This window comes from Acinetobacter sp. 1125_18A (assembly GCF_052824985.1).
Map to the genome: position 1 here is coordinate 107,030 of NZ_VTDG01000007.1, position 23,883 is coordinate 130,912.

Annotated in this window: 21 protein-coding genes; 10 read left to right on the plus strand and 11 right to left on the minus strand. The window is 39.4% G+C overall.

Going from position 1 to position 23,883, the window contains the following annotated elements:
• Nucleotides 1-159: 159 nt before the first annotated feature.
• The 7 genes from rodA (at nucleotide 160) to FY049_RS13795 (ending at nucleotide 7,955) form a co-directional block, all read left to right on the plus strand.
• Entirely contained in the window at nucleotides 160-1,302 is a 1,143-nt protein-coding gene (gene rodA, locus FY049_RS13765; protein WP_004722007.1) for a rod shape-determining protein RodA, read from the plus strand.
• A gap of 33 nt (nucleotides 1,303-1,335) precedes the next feature.
• The gene (gene mltB, locus FY049_RS13770; protein ID WP_446083861.1) at nucleotides 1,336-2,337 is read left to right on the plus strand and encodes a lytic murein transglycosylase B; all 1,002 of its coding nucleotides are present in this window, start codon (nucleotides 1,336-1,338) and stop codon (nucleotides 2,335-2,337) included.
• Between the two features lie 285 nt (nucleotides 2,338-2,622).
• Nucleotides 2,623-3,234, plus strand: a complete 612-nt coding sequence (locus tag FY049_RS13775; RefSeq protein ID WP_004722011.1) for a septal ring lytic transglycosylase RlpA family protein — start codon at nucleotides 2,623-2,625, stop codon at nucleotides 3,232-3,234.
• A 217-nt stretch (nucleotides 3,235-3,451) separates the two neighbouring features.
• Entirely contained in the window at nucleotides 3,452-4,615 is a 1,164-nt protein-coding gene (locus tag FY049_RS13780) for an MFS transporter (RefSeq protein ID WP_446083862.1), read from the plus strand.
• A 187-nt stretch (nucleotides 4,616-4,802) separates the two neighbouring features.
• Complete coding sequence (locus FY049_RS13785; RefSeq protein ID WP_446083863.1) at nucleotides 4,803-6,590, plus strand: amidohydrolase; 1,788 nt, start codon at nucleotides 4,803-4,805, stop codon at nucleotides 6,588-6,590.
• Between the two features lie 29 nt (nucleotides 6,591-6,619).
• A complete protein-coding gene (locus FY049_RS13790; protein WP_446083864.1) occupies nucleotides 6,620-7,390 on the plus strand; it encodes a DUF4850 domain-containing protein in 771 nt (256 codons plus the stop codon).
• 118 nt (nucleotides 7,391-7,508) lie between these two features.
• Nucleotides 7,509-7,955: an Mpo1 family 2-hydroxy fatty acid dioxygenase gene (locus FY049_RS13795; RefSeq protein WP_446083865.1), complete on the plus strand. Its 447-nt coding sequence runs from the start codon at nucleotides 7,509-7,511 to the stop codon at nucleotides 7,953-7,955.
• Between the two features lie 50 nt (nucleotides 7,956-8,005).
• Here the strand turns inward: FY049_RS13795 and FY049_RS13800 are convergent, their stop codons facing one another.
• The 6 genes from FY049_RS13800 to rpsB all read right to left on the minus strand — a co-directional run bounded on the left by FY049_RS13800 (nucleotide 8,006) and on the right by rpsB (nucleotide 12,621).
• A complete protein-coding gene (locus FY049_RS13800) occupies nucleotides 8,006-8,320 on the minus strand; it encodes an AzlD domain-containing protein (protein WP_004820009.1) in 315 nt (104 codons plus the stop codon).
• Nucleotides 8,317-9,063, minus strand: coding sequence for an AzlC family ABC transporter permease (locus tag FY049_RS13805; protein WP_154130357.1), 747 nt, complete (start codon nucleotides 9,061-9,063; stop codon nucleotides 8,317-8,319). Before FY049_RS13805 ends, FY049_RS13800 begins: the two co-directional genes overlap by 4 nt.
• A 121-nt stretch (nucleotides 9,064-9,184) precedes the next feature.
• Complete coding sequence (locus FY049_RS13810; RefSeq protein ID WP_004722023.1) at nucleotides 9,185-10,006, minus strand: AraC family transcriptional regulator; 822 nt, start codon at nucleotides 10,004-10,006, stop codon at nucleotides 9,185-9,187.
• Nucleotides 10,007-10,135: 129 nt separating this feature from the next.
• Complete coding sequence (locus FY049_RS13815) at nucleotides 10,136-10,696, minus strand: DUF3465 domain-containing protein (protein WP_446083866.1); 561 nt, start codon at nucleotides 10,694-10,696, stop codon at nucleotides 10,136-10,138.
• A 157-nt stretch (nucleotides 10,697-10,853) separates the two neighbouring features.
• Nucleotides 10,854-11,729 (minus strand): translation elongation factor Ts, encoded by an 876-nt coding sequence (gene tsf / locus FY049_RS13820; RefSeq protein ID WP_004722025.1) that lies wholly within the window; start codon nucleotides 11,727-11,729, stop codon nucleotides 10,854-10,856.
• Between the two features lie 139 nt (nucleotides 11,730-11,868).
• Nucleotides 11,869-12,621, minus strand: a complete 753-nt coding sequence (rpsB, locus tag FY049_RS13825; protein ID WP_004722027.1) for a 30S ribosomal protein S2 — start codon at nucleotides 12,619-12,621, stop codon at nucleotides 11,869-11,871.
• A gap of 219 nt (nucleotides 12,622-12,840) precedes the next feature.
• Between rpsB and map the strand changes: the two genes are divergently transcribed.
• From map to FY049_RS13840, 3 genes are all read left to right on the plus strand, one after another.
• The gene (gene map / locus FY049_RS13830; RefSeq protein ID WP_004722029.1) at nucleotides 12,841-13,668 is read left to right on the plus strand and encodes a type I methionyl aminopeptidase; all 828 of its coding nucleotides are present in this window, start codon (nucleotides 12,841-12,843) and stop codon (nucleotides 13,666-13,668) included.
• A gap of 329 nt (nucleotides 13,669-13,997) precedes the next feature.
• Nucleotides 13,998-15,047 (plus strand): OmpW family outer membrane protein, encoded by a 1,050-nt coding sequence (locus FY049_RS13835; RefSeq protein WP_004722031.1) that lies wholly within the window; start codon nucleotides 13,998-14,000, stop codon nucleotides 15,045-15,047.
• Between the two features lie 129 nt (nucleotides 15,048-15,176).
• Nucleotides 15,177-16,403, plus strand: a complete 1,227-nt coding sequence (locus tag FY049_RS13840) for an MFS transporter (RefSeq protein ID WP_151957122.1) — start codon at nucleotides 15,177-15,179, stop codon at nucleotides 16,401-16,403.
• A gap of 450 nt (nucleotides 16,404-16,853) precedes the next feature.
• On the opposite strand, the gene FY049_RS13845 is transcribed toward FY049_RS13840, so the two are convergent.
• The 5 genes from FY049_RS13845 to FY049_RS13865 all read right to left on the minus strand — a co-directional run bounded on the left by FY049_RS13845 (nucleotide 16,854) and on the right by FY049_RS13865 (nucleotide 23,839).
• Complete coding sequence (locus tag FY049_RS13845; protein WP_034614284.1) at nucleotides 16,854-18,098, minus strand: NADH:flavin oxidoreductase/NADH oxidase family protein; 1,245 nt, start codon at nucleotides 18,096-18,098, stop codon at nucleotides 16,854-16,856.
• Between the two features lie 132 nt (nucleotides 18,099-18,230).
• Nucleotides 18,231-19,826, minus strand: coding sequence for a dipeptide ABC transporter ATP-binding protein (locus FY049_RS13850; RefSeq protein WP_446083867.1), 1,596 nt, complete (start codon nucleotides 19,824-19,826; stop codon nucleotides 18,231-18,233).
• Nucleotides 19,798-20,814, minus strand: coding sequence for an ABC transporter permease (locus FY049_RS13855; protein WP_335954409.1), 1,017 nt, complete (start codon nucleotides 20,812-20,814; stop codon nucleotides 19,798-19,800). Before FY049_RS13855 ends, FY049_RS13850 begins: the two co-directional genes overlap by 29 nt.
• The gene (locus tag FY049_RS13860) at nucleotides 20,814-21,884 is read right to left on the minus strand and encodes a microcin C ABC transporter permease YejB (RefSeq protein ID WP_335954408.1); all 1,071 of its coding nucleotides are present in this window, start codon (nucleotides 21,882-21,884) and stop codon (nucleotides 20,814-20,816) included. Before FY049_RS13860 ends, FY049_RS13855 begins: the two co-directional genes overlap by 1 nt.
• 113 nt (nucleotides 21,885-21,997) lie before the next feature.
• Nucleotides 21,998-23,839, minus strand: coding sequence for an extracellular solute-binding protein (locus FY049_RS13865; protein ID WP_446083868.1), 1,842 nt, complete (start codon nucleotides 23,837-23,839; stop codon nucleotides 21,998-22,000).
• Nucleotides 23,840-23,883 lie beyond the last annotated feature (44 nt).

Genomic DNA, 23,883 nt, shown 5'->3' on the forward strand with positions numbered 1-23,883 from the left:
TCAATCTCTTTAACCCACTATTTTCTAATTTAAATATTTCAAGCTCAAAATAATCACAAAATTCAGGTCATAATTTTGTTGCAAAGTATTGATATTCATTGCCTTCAGGGGGGATTGTGATAGCATGCGCAAAACACATTTCCCGCACAAAATAGACCAATGGCACCAAGCTCTCAATATAAATTTTTACGTCAATCTCCTCGTGATGGTCTGAGTACTGCCATGATCCCCTCACGCTGGCAAAAACTCCATATTGACCCTTGGTTGAGCTTATTTCTAATTTTAAACGCGATGCTCGGTTTAACCGTCCTTTATAGTGCGTCTGCTCAAGATATGGGGCTGGTTTCCAAACAAGCCATGAGCTTTGGTATCGGTTTTCTCGTCATGTGTGGTTTAGCCCAAATTCCCCCTAAAGTTTATCAAGCTTTTGCCCCCTACTTTTATCTCTTCGGACTGGTCTGCTTAGTCGCTGTTAAAGTCTTTGGTGAGGTTCGCATGGGTGCTCAACGCTGGATAGGGATTCCTGGTTTTGGCAGTGTGCAACCCAGTGAATTTTTAAAAATTGGTATGCCATTGATGATTGCATGGTTTTTATCCCGTAATCCTCTACCACCTAGTTTTAAAAATGTGTTTTTATCACTGATCATGATCGGCATTCCTTTTATCCTTATTGCAGAACAACCCGATTTAGGCACATCACTGCTCATCTTAGCCAGTGGGATTTTTGTGCTATTTCTGAGTGGTCTTTCTTGGAAAATGATTTTAGGTGCCGTGAGTGCTGTTGCAGTAGTAATTCCAGTCGCTTGGGAATTTCTACTACACGACTATCAACGACAACGTGTTTTAACTTTATTTAATCCAGAAGCCGATGCCTTAGGCACAGGCTGGAACATCATTCAGTCTAAAACAGCGATTGGTTCGGGTGGATTTATGGGTAAAGGTTATTTGGAAGGCACTCAATCGCACTTACATTTTTTACCTGAAGGCCATACTGACTTTATTATTGCCGCATTTTCTGAAGAATTCGGTCTGATTGGTATCCTACTTCTGATCATCATTTATTTTTGTATTATCTTTAGAACCTTTCAAATGAGTTTACAATGCTTCCATAATTTTGGTCGACTTGTAGCCGGTACTTTTGCTTTGTCATTTTTTGTTTATGTATTTGTAAATGCGGGCATGGTCAGTGGTATTTTACCTGTAGTCGGTGTGCCATTACCTTTTATGAGTTATGGTGGTACTGCAATTATTACTTTAATGGCCACTTTTGGCATTGTGATGTCTATACATACGCATCGTTAATTTTTTATCATAAATAATTAGGAAATATAACCTATGTTTACTTTTGGGCTTTTACAGAAGGTTAAAAACATCACTTTTTGTGCAGCTGCATTTTCACTGACCAGTTTCTGCCAAGCCAATGATTTTGCCAGCAACCCTGAATACAATAATTTTAAAGCCAAAACCATGCAAACCTATGGTTTAAGTAGCGAACAAATTGATTGGGCAATGAATGGCTCACGCAATTTACCCAATATCATCAGCATTATGGAACGACCAGGTGAAAGTAAGCCTTGGTATCAGTACAAAACTAATTTCTTAGCTGAAGGCACCATCCAACGTGGTGTGCGTTTTAAACAACAATATGCAGATACACTGAATCGCGCAGAACAGCAGTTTGGGGTGCCTCAAGCAATCATCCTAGGCATTCTAGGGGTCGAAACAGGTTATGGCTCAAATAAGGGCTCCTTTATCATCCGTGATGCACTTGCAACCCTCGGTTTTGGTTATCCCCGCCGTGCGCAATATTTCCAAGATGAGTTGGGTGCTTTAATTGCATGGTCATATAAAGATGGCGTTCCAACCAATTCGATTGTTGGGTCTTATGCAGGTGCAGTAGGTTATCCGCAATTTATGCCAAGTAATGTGTCTAAATTTGGCGTGGATTACGATGGAAATGGTCATGTTGACTTACGTAACTCTGCGGTCGATGCGATTGGTTCAATTGCCAACTATCTGGCTCAACATGGCTGGCAGCGTGATCGCCCTATTGCGTTTTTAGCGCGTTATACAGGGAACACTCCTGAAGCAGTTATTGCAAAAGATTTAACTCAGCCTGTTCCCTATGGATCACTTAAAAATTTAGGGATTTCTCCATTAAATCCAATCGTCAAAATTGATGACTTAGATTTGGTTAATGTGATTCAATTACAGGACAGCAATGGCCCTATTTATTATATTACTTATCCTAATTTTCAAGTGATTACGACATATAATAGAAGCCGTATGTATGCCACCGCTTTATGGCTTTTAGGCACCGAAATTGTAAGTCGTTAAGACTTGCAATTTCCTAAACAATAAATAAGTCAAGATTTTTTTATGTTAATTTGATCACATTTAATACTTTTTTCATACCTTGTTACAGTATTGATTATTTTTTAATCAAAACCTGTAAGATTTTGTCCTTTTTGTAACTGTTTCTTAAATAATGCTAGACACATTTATTCCAGCTTGAATATTATCCTTTCCGTTAAATGCAGTTGCACAAGTGAATTTACAGACCTCTATGGTTAATTTTCAGCGACTTAGAAAGTTAAAATTGAGGTTCCAAGGAGTTAAACGATGCATGCTTCACTAAAATATATGATGGCCCTGACCATGGGTCTGAGTATGACGCAGGTCAACTCAGAAATGGTTCAGTCATCATACTTAAACAATGATTCGGATAGTTCGAGTCTAGCTTCTCGTGTGATTAGCAAAGATTCAACAAATTTCAACTCTCATTTTTCAAACCTAAACAGTTTGTCAATTACTGAACGTTCTGGCGATCAAGTCCGTCGTCAAACTATTGCAGCAAAGATTCAAGTTCCTGAAGATGAGCCTTCAGTAATTGATAAACTTAATGAAGTTGCTTCAAACACAGTTCGCAAATTTAGCCAAACTGGTGTTGCATCTTGGTACGGTCGTCAGTTCCACGGCCGTAAAACCGCAAGCGGTGATACATTCGATATGAATGATTTGACTGCTGCACACCGTAGCTTGCCATTAAACTGCTTTATTCGTGTAACCAATAAAGACAATGGTAAAAGCGTAGTGGTTAAAGTCAACGATCGTGGTCCTTTCCATGGTAACCGTGTACTTGACCTCTCTTACGGCGCTGCTAAGCGTTTAGGTATTACAAATTCAGGAACAGCACGCGTTAATATTGAACGCGTAGATGGTCCAAACTCGTAAATCACTGCATGCATTTAACAAAAGCCACTTTCCAGTGGCTTTTTTATTGCAAAAATAAAAATACAGATGTCCGAATTGCCCCCTTAACTTTCCAGTTATGCCCCTTTTCTTTCAATACATTCCAGATAAAATAAAATGCGAGTCGATACAGGATGTATCACTAAACAGAAAACGAAAACCGAAGTTTAAATTCTAAAAGTAAAAAAGTGAGCCATGCATGGACGTGAACAGCAAAACGCCAAACTTCGCGCATATATCTCTCAGCAAAACCCAAAAAATAATCGCACTTGGTTTTGCCACGCAAGGCTTGGGTTATGCCAGCGTCATGACTGCGCTTCCTACAATCAAAAGCCGATACAGACTTTCAGATGATCAACTGTCGATTATTATCCTTGGCGTCTGTATTGCAGCAGCACTGGGTTCTATTTTGGCAGATCGACTCGCTGTAAAACTAGGTTCAAGGCTGGCTATTGTTATCGGCTTGCTATTTGAAGCCATCGGTATTGCAATTGCAGCATTTAGTCCCAGTGCCATGATCATGGTCGCTAGTTTTTTACTTTATGGGCTTGGACTTGGATGTTTAGATGCTGCATTGAATATGCAAGCTGTCATGATGGAACAAAAACTTGGAAAAAGCGCCTTAGGCGGTTTTTTTGCCTGTTATACCGCTGCTGCTTTCCTTGGTGCGTTAATCATGTCCGCGACAGTCTCAACCACACTTGGGGCAACAGCGGCATTGTGCATTGCTGTCATGATGTGTTTGATTACATCGCAAGTTTCAAAACGGTGGTTATTTCAACAAAAAGAAAATGCTGCCCTACACCCTCAACAACGATCACCAATTCCGCATAAACAATTGCTTATTTTTGGTGTGATCATTCTCATCGCCTTTACTGTCGACTCAGCAATCAGCACGTGGAGTTCAATTTATCTTAAAGATATTTTAGCAAGCTCAGCCACAGTCGCACCATTGGGTTATGCCGCTTACCAAATGGGTATTTTACTCACACGTTTAAGTCTAGATTATCTTTTAAAATTTAAAAGCGCTGCATGGGTTGCATTCATCACAACGCTGATTGGTGCAACAGGCTGTGCCATAGCTGGCTTAGGGCATTCATTGGCGATTGTCATTGCTGGTTTTGCACTGGCTGGTGTTGCGGTAGGCGCATTAGTCCCGCTGACATTTTCAGCAGCAGGTCGTCTAGATGAAAATCGACGCGATGAAATTATCGCACGGGTGAATATTTTTAATTATGGTGGGGCTGTAGCAGGAGCTGTGATTGTTGGCTTACTTGCTGCTCCTATCGGTTATGGTCCCTCATTTATTGGTTTAGCACTGGCGCTGTTATCTGTGATTTATTTTAGAAAAAGATTTATTTAGGCTGTATATAAATAAAAAATCGTTTAGGATGAATCAAGATCATTGCTCAAATGCAAAAACACTTATCATTTTTTAAACACATATCAAACCTATACGCAGATCAAAATCTTTGCTAGGTTGAATAAAATAAACAATTCAATTCATCTGTTTTGAGCAATATTTAATAAAACAAAATTGGGGATTATTCATGTTTCAAATCAGTAGCCCATCAAAACTTGTCCGTGCAATTGTACCCATCATTTGCGTAATTGGTATCGGCTCGCTTACTGGCTGTACCACAGTATCTCCAACAAACACGAATACCCCTGCTGATCTTGCAACATTGACACAAACAAATACGCTATTTTACGGTGGCTCAATTTTAACCATGCAGGGCATGTCACCTCATTATGTCGAAGCGCTAGTGGTCAAGGATGGAAGAATTGTCTTTGCAGGCGATTTAAAACAAGCGCAAAAATTAAAACAAAAAAATACCCAAGAGATTAACTTAAACAGTCATACCCTGCTGCCTGGTTTTATTGATGCACATAGCCATTTAAATAGTGTAGGTCTACAGCAAACTGTGGCAAATCTCTACCCTACGCCCGATGGTAATGTTTCAGATATTGCATCATTGATTCATGAACTTTCACTATGGCAACAAAACAATCCTGACTTTATCAAAGCAACCTCAGGCTGGATTATTGGAAATGGTTATGATGACGCCCAAATTAAAGAAAAACGACATCCTACAGCAGATGATTTAGACTTGGTTTCCACCAATCACCCAATTATTGTTTTACATCAGTCAGGACACTTAGCCTCTGTCAATCATAAGGCTCTTGAACTTTTAAACATCAATAAAAATACCCCAAATCCAACTGGCGGTATTATTCGCCGTAAAGCAAATTCTCAAGAGCCAAATGGTGTACTTGAAGAAGCTGCTGTTTTTTCAGCAATGGCAACTGCATTTAGTAAAGTTCCACCTGAAATCATGCAAAATATGGCAAAAACAGCACTGAATACCTATATCAAAAATGGCTATACCACTGTACAAGAAGGTCGTGCTGATCATGGTACAGCTGAATTATGGCGAAGTTTTGCGGCCATCAATCAATTGAATATTGATGTCGTGGTTTATCCAGATATCATCAATGAAAAAGATTACATGCTGAAAAATGGCAGTAGTCTCAATTATCAAAATCATTTTAGAATTGGTGGGGTTAAAATCAGCCTAGATGGCTCCCCACAAGGCAAAACCGCATGGCTAACGCAACCTTACTTCATCCCACCAGAGGGAAAACCTAAAGACTATCGTGGTTATCCAGCCTATCCAGATACAAAAATGGTTCAAGATGCAATTAATCTGGCTTATAAGAACCATTGGCAAATTCTTGCACATGCCAATGGTGATGCTGCAATTGACCAATATCTCGCAACTATTGAGACAGCCAATGCACAATATGGCCAAGCAGATCGCCGCAATGTGATTATTCATGCGCAAACCATGCGTGAGGATCAATTAGATCAAGCCAAGAAATTAGGGCTTATTCCTTCATTCTTCTCATTACATACTTACTACTGGGGCGATTGGCATAAACACGAAACACTCGGTGCAGAACGTGCCAACCGAATTTCTCCAACAGGTTCAGCATTAAGAAAAAGTATGATTTTTACTGAGCACCATGATGCTCCAGTCATCCCTCCTAAAAATATGATGGTGATTGATGCAACCGTCAATCGTACCACCCGTTCTGGAGATGTATTAGGTGAGGATCAAAAGGTCAGCCCTTATATTGCATTAAAATCAGTCACAGATTGGGCCGCATACCAATACTTTGAAGAAAAAGACAAAGGTACCTTAGAAAAAGGCAAATTGGCGGATCTTGTGGTGATAGATCAAGACCCATTAAAAGTGCCCACTCAAAAGATTAAAGACATCAAAATATTGGCAACCTATAAAGAAGGTCAATTGATTTATCAAAGTCCCCAATAAGAATCAGTAAGGACTAGTCGGGATAGGACATGCTTAATTCGAAATTTTTAATCATACTATTGGGCCTAAGTGGTTTTGCTTATGGAGATATCGCTATTTTCAAAGCCACTTTTCCTGATCTAAAAACCAACCAAGCACCTCACCCACAACACCAACTTGAAAAACTTCCCGCAGCCACACTCAGCAATAATGTAACAGTGGATATCTTTATTGCTGCAATTCCCAATCCTTTTAACGATACAGGATTCTACAAAGATGATTCCGTCTGTAAGACCAACAATACCCAACAAGTAAAATGTCAGTTCAGTTATAAATTATCTGCGACTCAAGCAAAAAACTTTAAAATCATCTTACTGCCCGGTATGGGTCCTGTACTTGCCCCCCTATCATGGCAAGTGATCAGCACGAATATGGGACCTTCTGGTGTTGCGTATGCTGTGCTGGCAAGCCGTAAAAAAGATGAAGTCATCACCATTTATAATTCTTCCGCTTGTGTTGGCTGTGCCATGCATAACGCAAGTTTATATTTCCCCAATGTCAAAAAACTTCGTTTAGACAATGAATTTGGTGCAATTGAAGATAAAAATCATTTGTTAAACATCGTCAAAGCCAATAAAAATAAAGTGTATTTTAGCTATCAAATTCCCAACTACCCCAACAAAACACATGGGATCGCCTATTATGCCGATGAAAGCGATGGCAACGATGTCACCAATTTTCAGGAAATCAAAGTCACAGTTAAACCAGAACATCAAACATGGGCACGTGATATTTTAAATTTCTATCAGGCCACACATTGAAATCTCCCTGACCAGCACTTGGTTTTATTTAAAGCCGGTATTTTGACCAAAACATTATTCTGATTTATATTGTTTTCAGTAAAAATAAATATAGCCAACCACATGCATGGAGCGCCAAATGAAAACAATCACAGAATGGTTTGATGAATATAGCGAAAGTCATCAAAACAAAACCAATAAAGCCATCCATTGGGCTTGTGTCCCCGCGATCTTATTTGCCATCATTGGAATTCTTGCACATTTTAGTGCTTTGCTTACCGCACTGCTTCTGGTTCTTACCCTCGTTTTCTATACCCGTTTGGATATTGTTCTTGCTGTAGCAATGACCGCATTAATTGCAGTCATGGCATGGATCATTTACTTACTTCCTGTTGGTGTTGGTTTCTATATTGGGGGGTTTATTTTGGCTTGGATTGGTCAATTTTATGGTCACAAAGTCGAAGGTAAAAAGCCTTCTTTCTTTAAAGACCTTCAATTCCTCCTCATTGGCCCTGTATGGTGTATGGACGCTTATCTTGGTAAAGTGCTACCCAAATGGAAAACACGCCAGAAACTGGCTTTTTAGCTCAAATAAACCAGAGGGAAAATCCAATTCGGCTTTTCCCTCTGTTTTTTTCAATTTAACAGATAAAATAACCCGTAAAAGCACAATAAACTTAAAGCTAAATTGACTAGAATTTTCTTAGAAATAAGCGCTAAAACAACACAGATCATTGCTGTTAAAAAATAGGCATCCAAAGGCAATGCACGCAATTGATCTCCATTAAAAAATACAATTGGTGCACAAATTGCAGTCAGTAAACATGGTGCTGAATACTGCAACATATTTCCAATTACACGAGGTAATTTCAGGGCGATTTTAGGTTCCAAGAAAAAGTAACGGTTAATCAATACAATGCCTGCCAAAGTTAACAATAAAGTCCATGTCATTTTGCTACTCCTATGTTTTTTACTCCGACGATCTTTGCCGTACACATCGCACTAAACATCCCCAAAATCCCTGATAGCACAATACCCCCTTCAAATTGAAAATATTTAAAAATACAGGCAGATAGCAAGGTACACATGACGCCTACCAAAGTTGCGCTATTTTTCACCATAGGCACAATAATCAAAATAAATACCGCAACAATTGAAAAATCTAAATGTAAGCTTTCTAAATTTGGAATTGATTTAGCCAGTACAATTCCTAACACACTAAATAGGCACCAAGCCAAATAAAAACACAGCCCAGCACCAAACAAATAAGCAAAGCTGCGCTGTTTATCTTTGCCAATGCCGACAGCAAACAGCTCATCTGTCAGCAAGAAGCCAATTAATATGCGTTGCTTAAACGGAAAGCGACTGACATCTTGACGAAAATTAAGCGCATAAATTAAATGCTGACTGGTTAAGAAAAATACCGTAATCATAATCGTCAAGGCAGATGCATGTGACATGACTAAACCTAAACTCACCAACTGTGCTGCACCTGCAAATACAACAGCGGACATTGAGAATGCTTGTGCAAAGCTTAATCCAGCATTGATTGCCATTGAGCCAGCCAGAATACCCCAAGGCAGTACGGCGATAGATAAAGGTAAAATATCGACCACACCTTGGAAAAAAGCCTTTTTATTTTGCTTAGACTTCGGCTCAATCTCGGCAGTATAAGATTCAAATTGATCACTCATTTGCAAAATCCAAATCTAAGAATTTAATCAGTATCTTATAAATGCTCAGTGATCGCTTGGATGAAATTGCTATTTGGTGAGGGGCTGTGAGCGTTTAAATGGTTATTTCCGAATACATTTATTAAATATTTAAGGTACTTAAATATTGAGAAGGCGTAACCCCGACTGCTTTTTTAAAATGTCGATTAAAATGACTTTGATCTGAAAAACCACTATTTTGGGCAGTCATTGCAATACTCTGACCTTGTTTTAATAATTGGCGCGCTTTCTGTAAGCGGACCTGAACCAACCAGCTATGCGGTGGTAATCCCGTATATTTTTTAAATTCACGTAAAAAATGCCAAGGGCTTAATCCTACATATGTCGCCAAATCAGTGAGCGAATAATCATGCTCAGGAAAACTGCTTAATAAATCTTTGACTATTTCAACTTTCCGTTGTGCTTCTGGTAATTCAGCAGGTGTTAATTTGGCACGACCATAACGACTGATTAAGCGGGCTAAAGTGGATAAATACATACTCTCTTTCAGTAAAGTATTTTCTTTTTGTTCTAATAAATCAAAAAGTAAACAGAGTTGCTGTGCCAATCCAACATCTTGCACAACAGCTTGTGGGAACCACGGTACGCTATTTTTAACACTAAAAAAATCTTGCCCTGCATCTAACAACATTTCTGGCGTTGGATAAATTGCACGGTATTTCCAGCCTGACTCAACAGCAGATGAACCTGTATGAATTTCATCGGCATTGACTAAAATAATATCACCCTTCGGTGCTGTATGTAACTGCCCAGTCCGATAAAAACTCTGTGCACCATCTTCAATCACACCAATACAATAACCTTCATGCACATGCTTTGAAAATTGCTTATGGTGATACTGTGCTTTTAACAATTCTAATCCACCCAATTCTTTTAGGTGAAAGTAGCTTGCCCACTCCTGCATTTTTTCTATTCAGACTTTTGATAATAATTTAAAAATAGCATGTTTATAAAAAGCGTATAGAACAAAATTGCTATCTATACGCTTAAACAAGACCTAATCTTTTGTGCATCTAAGAAAATAACCAATAGATTACTGATAGGTTTTTCCATTATGTTTTAGCCAACCATCTTGATGACGACGCTTTGGATCATGGTGTGTCCAATGCATTACACCACCTTGATTGCTATATTCATATTCGCCAAAAAATTCGACAGTATCGCCTTTGCGTAAATTATCTATGCGTGGTGCTAAATCAATATTATGTGCAACCAGTACAGTTAAACCATTATCCAGCGCAAGAATAAATTTTTGATGACGTGAACCTTCATTATCATCACGCAACACGGCTTTTACTCGACCAATGGATTGTACTTGAACATTACTGAGTTTTGCATCATAGGCTTTTCGAATAACCTCAAGACCATTTTGATTTTGACTATTGGCAGACGGCTTATCTTTAAATTGGTTATCTTTACCCTGCTCATCCACTTGCTGTGTATTGTCTTGTGAATGATTGTTTTGCTGATCGATCGATTCAACTTTAGAGGGTTCAGTTGTTTGATTTTTTTGTTGATTGAGATCAACCCCTAGATATGCTGCGACGATCACTGCGATTACAGCACCAATACCAAGTTGAGTTTTATTCGCCATAAAGTTTGAGTCTAATCAATGTTCATTGTGGAATTATAAAAGAATAATCTTTTAGATATGTATGAATTAATTCTTCTGAATCTACTTCAATTAAATTACAGACAAAAAAAACCCCTCTAAGGAGGGGTTTTCAATAATTATACTCAGTGAGTAAAAATTATTTAGCAGCCGCTTGAGCAGCAGCAACTTCTTCTGCAAAGCTCATTTCAGCTTTCTTCTCAATACCTTCACCTACTTCGAAGCGAACGAATTGAGCTACAGTTGTTGCAGTCGCTTTCAATACTTCAGCAACTTTTTTGTCGTTGTCAATTACGTATTGTTGACGCTCAAGAACAACTTCGTTCAAGTATTTTTCAACTGAACCAGTCACCATTTTTTCAACGATGTTTGCTGGCTTACCAGATTCAATCGCTTTAGCTTCAGCAATTTCTTTCTCTTTCGCGATAAGATCAGCAGAAACATCTTCAGCAGTTACAGCAACTGGGTTGAACGCAGCAACGTGCATTGCAATACCTTTACCAGTTTCAGCAGAACCTGTGTAAGAAACAACAACACCGATTTTTAAACCGTGTTTGTAAACTGCAAGGTTTTCACCTTCAACAATTGCAGCACGACGAACTTGGATGTTTTCACCGATTTTTTGAACAAGCGCAATACGAGCTTCTTCAACAGTTGAACCATCTTCAAGTTTCAATTCAGCAATTTGAGCAGCATCAGTTACACCAGCAGCAAGTGCAGCAGCAGCAACTTTCGCAGAGAAACCAGCAAAGTTTTCGTCTTTCGCAACGAAGTCAGTTTGACAGTTTACTTCTAAAAGAATTGCTTTATTACCTTCTTGAGCAATTGTGATCGCGCCATCAGCAGCAATGTTACCAGCTTTTTTAGCTGCTTTTGCTTGACCTGATTTACGAAGATTATCAATCGCTAATTCGATGTCACCGTCTGCTTCTGTTAATGCTTTTTTGCATTCCATCATTGCAAGACCAGTACGGTCACGTAATTCTTTTACCATGCTCGCAGTAACTGCAGTCATGTTGTTCTCCTAAATACGGTAGAATATGAATCTGTTCAACAAAAACGGCCCAAAGGTTCCTCTGGGCCGCTTTGCTTTCTCGACGCTCAATTTGTCATCATTTTAAATCACAAAAATGACAAGCTTGCGTCAAAACGCATTAAGCCTCAGGAGCTTCTTTCGCAGCTTCTTCGCCTTTAGCTTGAGCATTCGCTTGAGTTTGAGCGTATTCTTTACCAGCAAGAATTGCATCAGCCATTGCAGAAGCATAAAGTGTAACAGCACGGATCGCATCGTCATTACCAGGAATAACGAAATCTACGTTATCTGGGTTAGAGTTTGTATCAACGATACCGATTACTGGAATACCAAGGTTTTTAGCTTCTTTAATCGCGATTGCTTCGTGATCAACGTCGATGATGAACAATGCGTCAGGTAAACCACCCATGTTCTTAACACCGCCTAAAGAGCGTTCAAGTTTTTCCATTTCACGAGCGCGTTCTAATGCTTCACGTTTAGTAAGTTTAGCAAAAGTACCATCTTGTGATTGAGTTTGAAGATCTTTCAAACGGTTGATTGACTGACGAAGAGTTTTCCAGTTAGTCAACATACCACCCAACCAACGGTGATCAACATAAGGCTGACCAGCGCGTTGAGCTTGTTCACGAATGATGTTAGAAGCAGCACGTTTTGTACCAACGAACAATACTTTGTTCTTTTTGCTTGCTAGATTGTTAACAAAATTCAAAGCATCATTTAACGCAGGAACAGTATGTTCAAGGTTGATGATGTGAATACGGTTACGCGCACCAAAAATGTATTGACGCATTTTTGGGTTCCAGAAGCGAGTTTGGTGACCAAAGTGCGCGCCAGCTTGAAGAAGGTCGCGCATGCTTACGTTGTAATCTGCCATTTTCTTTACCTTAAAAGTTTGGGTTAGGCCTCCATATGTCCGCATTCTCCACCCTTTCAGGCACCCAGAGTAATGTGACGACATATGTGCGGATTTTTAAATTACCCTTATCAATATTTCCATAAACCATTCACAAAGAAAGTCACAGAAAGCATTTGATAAATTGGGCGGCTATTTATACCATAGTCACATACAAATTTCCAAAAGTTTTTAAAGATCATGAACAGTACTTACGAAGCACCACGTCGATTAATCAAAACCGCAGATGAAATTGAAAAGATGCGTGTTGCAGGTCGATTGGCTGCAGAAGTTTTGGATATGATCAAACCGCATATCAAACCAGGTGTTAGTACACTTGAATTGGATACGATTTGTCATGACTATATTGTCAACAAACAAGACGCTATACCTGCATGTTTAGGTTATGGTGCTGCGCCTGGTCGCCCTGCATTCCAACATGTGATTTGTACTTCTGTAAATCATGTGGTATGTCACGGCATTCCATCTGCGAGTAAAATTTTAAAGAAAGGCGATATTCTCAATATTGATGTCACTGTGATTAAAGATGGTTATCACGGCGATACCAATATGATGTATGTGGTTGGTGGTGAAACATCGATTATTGCTGAACGTTTATGTAAAGTTGCTCAAGAAGCAATGTACCGTGGTATGGAAACGGTGAAACCGGGCTCAACCATTGGTGATATCGGCGCAGCGATTCAAAAATATGTTGAATCAGAACGCTTTAGTGTAGTGCGTGAATACTGTGGTCATGGTATTGGTACGGTATTCCATGATGAGCCTCAAGTCCTTCACTATGGTCAACCCAATTCAGGCATGGTTTTAGAAGAAGGTATGACCTTTACCATTGAACCAATGGTCAACGCTGGTGTTTGGCAAACACGTTTAATGGGTGATAAATGGACGGTGGTGACCAAAGACCATAGTCTTTCAGCTCAATATGAACATACCCTGCTGGTGACCAAAGACGGTGTAGAAGTTTTAACCGCACGCCCTGAAGAAGATCTATCTCGTTTTCAAAAATAACGAAAGTCATTGACTAAAATGACTTATGCTGCTTAACAAAAGGTCATATTTATATGGCCTTTTTTTATGGCTTGAGTTTTTCCTTATCTGCCAAGTCAATGTTTTATGGTTATTTTTAGTATTGATCATGGTCTATTTTTAGCATGTAATATCATGACAACATGATTACAGTTGTATTACATTTATAAACCTACGATAAATAAAACATTAAAAAAAGAACATTCACTTAAAAAAAGCCTTTGTAAAGACTACATTAATTAACAGCAAAAACTTCTAATAATAAAAACGCATAAAAATTAGTATCAATTACGGACATGGAGTCCAAACCTATGAAAAAATCATTACTTTGCATCATGACCTCATGCATGACTTTACCGATGATGGCGCATGCAGATTCACCTTATTTTAGTCTGAAAGATGGTGATGGATTTAAACGCTTTTCTGTTTCAGCAGGTTGGCTACATGCAATGCCACAGGGTAACGCTAATCCTATCAAAGTGAATACTGCCGTTGCAGAAGGAACACAATCTAAAGTAGGTGATATTTCTAAAAAAGCAGTTTTAGACGCAGCAGTTAAAGAATCCAATCCTTTTCTTTATGGCGCAATCGGCCTTTTGGGTGACACGATTCCTGGCGCTTTAACGGGCACAGCCACAGTCAATGGTCTATCCAGTTGGACCTCTGAAGGCACTGGTCTAACAGCAAAAGATGTTGATACTTTTGGTCTGATGGGAAATTACTACTTCACTGATAATCTTTCATTAGAGTTTAAAGCAGGTGTTCCGCCTAAAGTTGAGATAGAAGGCAAAGGCCAAATCTATGCACCATTGACCGGTAAAGATTCTACACCACTTGGCAGTATTGACTTAAAAAAAGATATTGCAATTACTGATTTAACAAAACATTCAAAAGCAGCATCTGCAACTGCATGGTTGCCAGCGGCAGAACTACATTATCAATTTGGTAAATCTGGTGTAAATAAACTTCGGCCTTATGTTGGTGTAGGTGTCATGTATGCACATTTTACTCACCTAAAAGTCGATAATGGCGTAAAAGACGATCTGATTGCAGCAGGTCACATGATCCAGAACGTATTAGATGGACAGGCTGGAGCAGCACTAGATGGCAAAAAATCATCTGCAAATCCTGTAGTTAAAGTAGAAGCAGATGATGCTTGGGCACCTATGGCAACACTGGGTGCAACCTATGATTTTAATGATCGCTGGTTTGGAGTAGGCTCTGTCACTTATGCACCAATGAGTAGTGATGCGACCATTACCATTTCAGACTCAAATACCAACAAACAACTTGTCACAGCCAAAACCAAAATTGATATTGATCCTCTGATTACTTATGTCGGTGTGGGTTATCGCTTCTAAAAGCTAAATTTATTTTCATTAAATTGTGCTGACTGATCACTAAAATTTATCGATTGATAAATTTTTATTCTATCGCTAAGTCCCATTGAATCATCTACAATTCTCATATGATGATTCAATGGATAGCTTATGTCAGTACAACAGGACGACACGCGTTTCTCTAAACCACTCATTTATATGCTTATTGGAAGTGCTTTTATTCTGGCACTCTCTTTAGGTGTACGTCACGGTTTTGGGCTTTATCTTGTACCCATGAGCCATGAGTTTGGTTGGAGTCATCAGGTTTTTAGTTTAGCCATTGCCATACAAAATCTATTCTGGGGCGCAGTACAACCTTTTACTGGTGCGCTTGCAGATAGATATGGAAGTAAGAAGATTGTTGCGATAGGCGGGGTGCTCTACACCATTGGCCTATTGTTAATGTCTATCAGTTCAAATGTGCTGTTACTGGATATCAGTGTTGGCTTAATTATCGGCTTAGCTCTCTCTGCAACATCATTCTCGGTATTACTTTCAGCCGTAGGACGAGCAGCGCATCCAAGCAAGCGTAGTATGGCAATGGGAATTGCCAGTGCAGCTGGTTCATTTGGGCAATTCATTATGTTGCCAACCACCCTGCTTCTCATTAAAAATTTCGGCTGGTCATCTGCGCTGGTCATTACAGCAATGCTCATCGTGTTGATTGTTCCATTGGCATGGATGCTTAAAGCTCCTATGTATGTACCGCCAAATGCAATTAAACAAGCGATAAAACCCAATTTAAGCTTTAAACAGATTCTTAAAATTGCCTTTCAGCATAAACCCTTTTTATGGTTGGCCTTTGGTTTCTCAGTGTGTGGGTTCCAAGTGGTTTTTTTAGGCATTCACCTGCCGGGTTATTTGATTGATCATGGTTTTGATGCCTCCACTGGAACGATCTTTCTCGCATTGGTTGGTCTATTTAATATTATCGGAACCTATACCGCTGGTTGGCTTGGTGGCAAGTATTCTAAACCGCATCTGCTTATGGGTTTATATGGTTTACGTGGCATTGCGATTGTTGCCTTTCTCATGCTGCCGTTAAGTATTTGGACTGTTTACGCCTTTGGTATCGTTATGGGGATCTTATGGCTTTCGACTGTACCCCTAACCAATGGTATTGTGGCCAATATGTTTGGTGTGAAATACTTAACCATGCTAAGCGGTCTGGTGTTTTTCACTCACCAAATCGGTTCTTTTTTTGGTGGATGGCTAGGCGGTTTAAATCATGATATAACGGGTAACTACAACATCATTTGGGGATGCTCAATTGCCTTGTGTATAGTCGGTGTTATTGTGCATTTCTTTGTTAATGAAGAGGCTGTGGTTAATGACTAACTCATTCTCGTGGTTCAAGCTCAGTATCTGGTTGGTTATTGTTATTCTGTTCGGGCTGTCAAGTATGCTGTGGTTGAACACGCCTGAATTATTTGAATATTTTAATATGGCTTTTTGTGCGCATTAACCCATTGTCCAATAGCTAGATTGATTGCTTTCTTTCAAAGCCCTAACTGCTTTTAGGGCTTTGTTTTGTAATAATTAGCAGTTCAACATTTTTAATTTAAACCTTGTTGAAACAAAGCCTGTTTTGAACCTCACCCAAGATATCAAAAGTTCACTGAAATTCAGCGCTATCTTCTGCAAATAGAAAGCAGACCCGCCTTTCAAACGGCTTTAGTGAAAGGACAATGGCCTGCTGACACATTTAAATCGTATTGGTCTAAAGCAGACCAGAAGCAACCTTAAAATCAATTTTCTAAGTCGCGACTACGCTTTTCCCAATCTTTATTAGGCTGATTTTCGCGAGTTTACTCGTCCTTGGATCACTGCCTTGATATTATTTTTTGCATAATTAAAGAAAACCTTGAGTGGAGAAAGCTTAGGATTTGGCTTCTTCCCTTCACCAATCGCTTTAAACTGCGCGGCATACCACAGAATTTCCATGATCGCCATTTTATCAACAAAAGGGATACCAGTTTTGATTTGTTCTACTGCATATCGAACGTCCTGACCAGCAATCAAGTTGTTGCTGACTTCAGGTTCTACCGCAAGAGGACGTGCAATCCCAATAAATTCACACGCACCACTGTCTAAAGCCGCATTCATTCCTTGCGCTGTACGGAAACCACCTGTCACCATAAGATGACATTTGACCTCTTTACGAATTTTTTCTGCAAAATCTAAGAAATATGCTTCACGTGCAATCGTACTTTGCTTACGTTTATCCGCTTTTGCGCCTGCCATTGCTGGTGCTTCATAGGTACCACCAGAAATTTCGATCAAATCGATCCCTGCTGTATCAATGGCTTTAAATACTTGAACCACTTCTTCTTCTGTGATTCCACCACGCTGGAAATCTGCAGAGTTCAGTTTGACTGAAATAATAAAGTTTTCTGAGGTTTTAGCACGCACTGCAGCATAAATTTCTAATAAGAAACGCATACGGTTTTCAATTGAACCGCCCCATTGATCTTGACGTTTATTGGTCAATGGTGAAAGAAATTGACTGATTAAATAACCATGTGCACCATGTAACTGTACACCTTCAAAACCTGCTTTTTCACAGATCCGTGCAGCTTCAGCAAATCGTTGAATAATATCTAAAATTTCTGCTTCATTAAGTGCACGTGGCGTACCAAATGTCGTTGCCAACATTGGACTAAAAGGCACTGCTGAAGGCGCGACAGTTTCTTTATTGAGTCCTTTTGGACACTGGCGACCTGGATGTGATAACTGAATCAATTGTACCATCCCGTGCTTTTTACCCACATTTGCCCATTCAGTCAGTTTGGCAAGATCACGTTCAGTTTCAACTACAACAACACCTGGCTCATTCTTCGCACGGAAATCAACCATCACATTCCCCGTAATGGCACAACCCAAGCCGCCTTTCCCCCAAGCATCATATAAACCTAAATGCAATTGGTTCGGTTGCCCTGCATGGTTGGCCAATGCTTCACTCATCGCACCTTTAATGATTCGGTTTTTAAATCGCGTGTTTTTTATTTCTAATGCTTGTGCAAGATGGCTCATGGTCAAATCTCTTTAGTGATTAGAGCTTTTACTCTAATTTAAATTTATAATAGTTCAAGCGTAAATCTGACAATGCATTTTGTCAACTTTGTTAATGTGAATATTTTTTGAACCAGAGTCATCAATACAGCGTTAATACTGACTCGCTGCAATTAATCGCTTGGTATAGTCATTTAAAGGTTTATCAAATAAGGCTTGAGTGTCTTGAAACTCGATAACTTTAGCATCTTTTAATACCAAAACTTTCTGACAAAGTGCTTTTACAACCTGCAAATCATGACTAATAAACAAATAACTCATTTGATAATCCTGTTGCAACTGACGCAGTAATTTTACAATCGCACGTTGTGTGGTTCGGTCAAGTGCTGAGGTTGGTTCATCGAGAATCAGTAATTTAGGGCGTAATACCACAGCACGTGCTAAAGCCACACGTTGCCGTTGACCGCCAGACAATTCATGCGGATAACGCTGTTTAACTGTTATCGGGAGATCTACTTTGTCTAAAATTTCATTGATACGAATCAACATTTCAGCTTCTTTTAGGTGTTTTAGTGCCAAGCCCTCTCGAATAATCTGATCTACAGTCATACGTGGATTTAAACTGCTTAACGGATCTTGAAATACAATTTGAAAATTGGATCGCAGTGGGCGTAATTTACGCTGGCTTAATCGGTTCAAGTCCTGATTGAGTAGGAAAACATTGCCTGAGCACTGTATAAGTCGTGCGATTGCCAGTGCCAAAGAAGTTTTACCAGAACCGCTTTCTCCAACAATCCCGATGGACTCAGCGCGATCTAAACGTAAATTGATCGGTTGAACAGCAACAAAATAATCTTTAACTCGATTAAATATGCCCTTTCTTATTGGAAATTTCACCCCAACACGATGTAGAGATAAAACTAAATTACGTTTATGCGGTAAAGCATTGGCTTCACCAAAATCATGATCCAATAAATATTGGGTATAGTTGGCTTTAGGGTTTTGAAAAATATTTCGAACTGTGCCTTTTTCTTCAACCTGCCCCTGATTCATCACAATCACTTGATTGGCATATTTACGCACCAAATTCAAGTCATGACTGACTAAAATCATGGCCATTTTATGGTTTAGAATAAGCAGTTGTAATAAGTTTAAAACTTGCGATTGTAATGTGACATCTAAGGCTGTTGTCGGCTCATCCGCGATAATAATTTCAGGCTTTTGTGCCAAAACTGATGCAATCAAAACACGTTGTCGTTGACCACCTGATAACTCATGTGGATAACGATTCAACTTATCCTCAGGTTCGTCCATTCCGACATCACACAATAAGTCATAGACACGTTTTCTGACTTTTTCCTTAGACATTCCATCTAAAAGTAAAGTCTCACCAATAATCCGCTCAACCTTGTGTAACGGGTTGAGTGCAGTCATCGGTTCTTGAAAAATCATGGCAATTTTTTTACCACGGATCGCCAAATGCGCATTTTGATTAAGAGACAATAGGTTTTGCTCATCATATAACGCTTGTCCAGTCACAGTTAAATTTTCAGGAAGTAAGCCAAGTAGTGCCAAACCACTGATTGATTTGCCTGAACCACTCTCCCCGACAATCGCAACAGTTTCCCCGACATGTAGGTCAAAGTTAAGATTATTGACCAGCACCTCTTTACGCTGATTTTCAATATGCAGATGTTGGACAGACAACAACAAAGATGGATCATTTTTGACGTCTTGGATCGAATGCATCGCGTGTCGCCTCCCCAATATAAATCAATAAAGATAGCACCAAGGCCAAAGTAAAAAATCCAGATAAAGCCAGCCACGGCGCATTTAAATTATTTTTACCTTGTAATAACAATTCACCGAGGGAGGCTGCATCTGGTGGTAGCCCATAACCTAAAAAATCCAATGCAGTAAGTGCGGTAATATTTGCAGTCAGCATAAATGGAAGTTGAGATAAACTTGAACTGATCACATTGGGCAAGATATGTCGGAACATAATCACCAAATCACTCACCCCTAAGGCACGTGCTGCTTGAACATAATCTAAATGACGGGCGCGAAGAAATTCTGCACGGACTATACCGACCAACTCTGTCCAGCCAAAAATCAACATAATCAGAAATAGCCAATAAACACTCGGGGTAAATATACTGACCAAGATGATCACCATAAATAAAGTCGGCAAACCACCCCAAACTTCAAGCAGACGTTGCCCAATTAAATCCACCCATCCGCCATAATAGCCCTGTATCGCCCCAACAATAATTCCAATAAATGCAGCAAATAGTGTCAATGCCAAACCAAACAACAGTGATATACGCAGACCATAAAGAATACGGGTAAATACATCACGCCCTTGATCATCTGTACCTAACCAGTTTTGTACGGTGGGTGGTGATGGAACAGGAACGGCTAAATCTAAATTGGGAGTTTGGTAGGAATAACGAACCAGCGGCCAAATCGACCAACCTTTTTCCTCAATCAACTGCTGAACCACCGGATCACGATAATCAGCTTCTGTTTCAAAGACCCCACCAAAATGTGTTTCAGGATAAGCCTTTAAAACTGGCATGTAATAATGCTGATCGTATTTGACCAATAAGGGCTTATCATTGGCAATAAATTCGGCAGAAATTGAAAGAATAAATAAAACAATAAATACGATGAAACAGACAAAACCCAAGCGATTTTTCTTAAATTTCTGTATTCGTACTTGCATGATCGGTGACATTATTTTGCACCTCTCGATTCAAAATCAATTCGCGGATCAATCACACGATAAACCACATCACAGATTAAACGTAAAATCAGCCCAAATAAGGTTAGAAAGAACAAAGCACCAAAAATCACCGGATAATCACGTTGTTGCACGGCTTCAAAACCCAGCAAGCCTAAGCCATCCAAGTTAAAAATAATTTCAATCAGTAGATTTCCAACAAAGAACACCCCAACCAATACTTCAGGCAAGCCGGCAACAATCACCAACAATGCATTACGAAATACGTGTTTATATAACACATCATTTTCAGTTAAGCCTTTTGCTCGTGCTGCAAGCACATACTGCTTATTGAGTTCTTCCATAAATGAATATTTTGTCAGATAGGTTAAACTTGCAAATCCGCCCAACACCATGGACAGCAAAGGTAAAGCCATGTGCCAAAAATAATCTGCTATTTTTTCAAATAAATTGAGACTGTGAAAGTTATCTGAAACAAAGCCTTGTAACGGAAACCATTGTAAATAAGAACCACCAGCAAAAAATACGATCAACAATATTGCAAATACAAAAGCGGGAACGGCATAGCCCACAGCCAAAAGCAATGAAGTTGATTTATCAAAAAATAAGCCATGTTGTTTGGCTTTTTTAATCCCTAAAGGAATTGAGATTAAATAAATTAAAAAAGTGCTCCACGCACCCAAGGAAATGGTGACTGGCATTTTTTCCCATAACAGCTCAGTCACCGGCTTATCTTTAAAAAAACTTGTGCCAAAATCTAAAGCTAAATAGTTTTTTAACATCAACCAGAATCGTTCATGTGCAGGTCGATCAAAGCCATATTGCTGTTTGATTTTATTGACCATATCTTCGCTTAAGCCCTGTGCACCACGATACTCATGGTTATTGACCGAAGATGATAGCCCCCCAGCAGTCATGTTGACTCCTTGGAAGTTTTCCGCTTGTTGAATCGCTTGTTCAACAGGCCCTCCAGGTGCAATTTGAACCACAACAAAATTGATCAAGAGAACAAAGAACAATGTCGGGATGATCAGTAACAGCCTTTTGAGTATATATGTGCCCATTGAAACGATGTTCCTTATGACCTCATGAGGGTAGATATGTCAATTTAAACATCACTCACGTTGAGCCATCGATGTTTTAACCATGAAGATTTGAAATTATGCGTTTAAACTGCTCATTTTTTTAAATATTGCTCTACTTTTTTCGCTTGATCTGCATCTACCCACCAATACTCTAAACCGAGGGATAATTTTGGTTTAACTTTGGGTTGCTGATACATATTCCAATAAGCATACCAGTTTTTATCATTGCCATAAGTCAGAATTTGATAATAGCCTGCACGTAATACCCGATCCAGTGCTCGGGTACGAAGCACCAATTGTTCACGGTTCGGTGCGTAAATAATCTGTTGAATCAGCTGATCGACCACTGGGCTTTTGACACCCGCATAATTGTAATTGCCCACTTCATCGGCAGCTTTACTGCCCCACATCTGTGCCTGTTCAGCCCCCGGTGTTAATGATTGCGGCATATCGATAGCGGTCATCTGAAAATCTAAACGGCGCATACGCTCTGTATATTGCGGTAAATCGACTTGACGAATATTTGCCTGAATCCCAAGTTTTTTTAAATTACGAATATACGGCAACAAAGTCCTTAGTGCACCATCTTGATGAATCAGAAATTCAATTTGAATGGGGCGACCTTGTTTATCCACCAATTGTCCATTGTGAAAACGATAACCCGCCTTTAATAGCATCGAACGTGCAATCAATAAATTTTGTCGGTTAAATCCACTGGCATCTGAAACTGGATATTTCCAATCTGCCAATACACCTTGCCGTTGTAATGCGGGCAATTGCTTTAAATAAGGCGTTAAAATTGCAAGTTCTTTCGCGCTTGGCTTTCCAGTCGCAGCAAGCTCACTGTTTTGAAAGTGGCTTTGCAAGCGAATATTTTGACCATATAACAATGCTTTGTTGATCCATTCAAAATCATAAGCATAGGTTAATGCTTGGCGAAAATTGAGATCATTGAATGGCGCCTTTCGGGTATTAAAAACCAAACTTTGCGTGAGTGCTGGTGTTTCAATCTTAGAAATATACTTTTTCACCAAACCTTGTTTTACCGCAGGAAAATTATATTCGGTGACCCAATTACGGGCATTTTTTTCTTGATAAAAGCGATATTGTCCAGATTTAAACCCTTCAAAAGCGATTTCGGGGCTTCGATAATAAACATATTTCATGCGATCAAAGTTATAACGACCACGATTGATGGCTAAGTCCTTTGCCCAATAATTTGGATTGCGCTTATAGCTAATACTGCGCCCAGAATCAATACGTTCAATCAGATAAGGCCCCGATCCTAAAATCGGCTGCAAGGTCACTTTGCTATAGTCTTTATTTTTCCAATCTGCTTTTGAATAAATCGCAATTTTTGCCAAAATAAAGGGCATGTCTGCATTGTGGTCTGATTTAAATGTCATTTTCACTCGGTATTTAGACAATACCTCAGTCTTGGCTAAATCAGACAGATACATTTGAAAGCCTAAATTGGCTTTGCTCTGAATGGTATCAAAACTAAATTTAACATCCTCAGCCGTGACGGGTGAACCATCACTAAAACGAGCTTTAGGATTTAAATGGAAAATAACAAATTTGGTTTTAACAGGATCATAAGTGACTTTTTCAGCGAGAAGTGGATATAACACACCTGGCTCATCCAGTGAGCTATCCATTAAGCTATCAAATAGATAATTAATCCCTTCAGTTGAACTGCCTTTGCCATTCATACTATTGAGATTATCAAAGGTGCCTATACTCGCTGTACTGATATAGCCGCCTTTGGGTGCATTGCTATTGGCATAAGGCATCGCCTGAGCTTTGACATATAGTGGAGCATTATGTACAGCAATATATGCTGTTGTCTGTAGAGCAGCATCAACATTTATAGTTGCAACACATAATCCCAATGCCAGCCCGATCGGGCTGACACATGCAAAACTTAGGCGCATTCCCCTATTTTCCTTTATTCAAAAAAGTTTTTGAAAGGTTAAGC